1 protein-coding gene is annotated in these 260 nt (G+C 62.3%); it reads left to right on the top strand.

Features of this window, described 5'->3' with window-relative positions; genetic code table 11:
• Positions 1 to 260, top strand: a 260-nt coding sequence (locus tag QQL85_RS26495; protein WP_284357338.1) for an immunoglobulin-like domain-containing protein, incomplete at both ends; no start/stop codon positions are given.

The following is a 260-nucleotide window of genomic DNA, read 5'->3' as shown; positions in this document are numbered from 1 at the left end:
GCCGGCGACACCAGCGCGCCATACGAGCACGCGGCGCAGGGCGATGACGTCTACAACGACGCTGGCCAGATCAGCGTTGGCATCAAGTCCGCCGTGGATGTCGATGGTCGTACCTTCGAAAACCTGCAGCTGGGCGGCAACGCTTCGGTACAGGTCACCGACACCACCGACGAAGTGATCGCGAAGCTGACTGCGACCCCTTCGGTCACCGAAGGCGGCGAGATCACCTACACCATCACGCTGACCAACAAAGACGGTCT

Origin of the sequence: Pseudomonas putida, from assembly GCF_030159595.1 — a bacterium.
Classification (GTDB): domain Bacteria; phylum Pseudomonadota; class Gammaproteobacteria; order Pseudomonadales; family Pseudomonadaceae; genus Aquipseudomonas; species Aquipseudomonas putida_AC.
The sequence above is the reverse complement of the archived record's forward strand: the minus strand, read 5'-3'. Positions and strand labels throughout refer to the sequence as shown.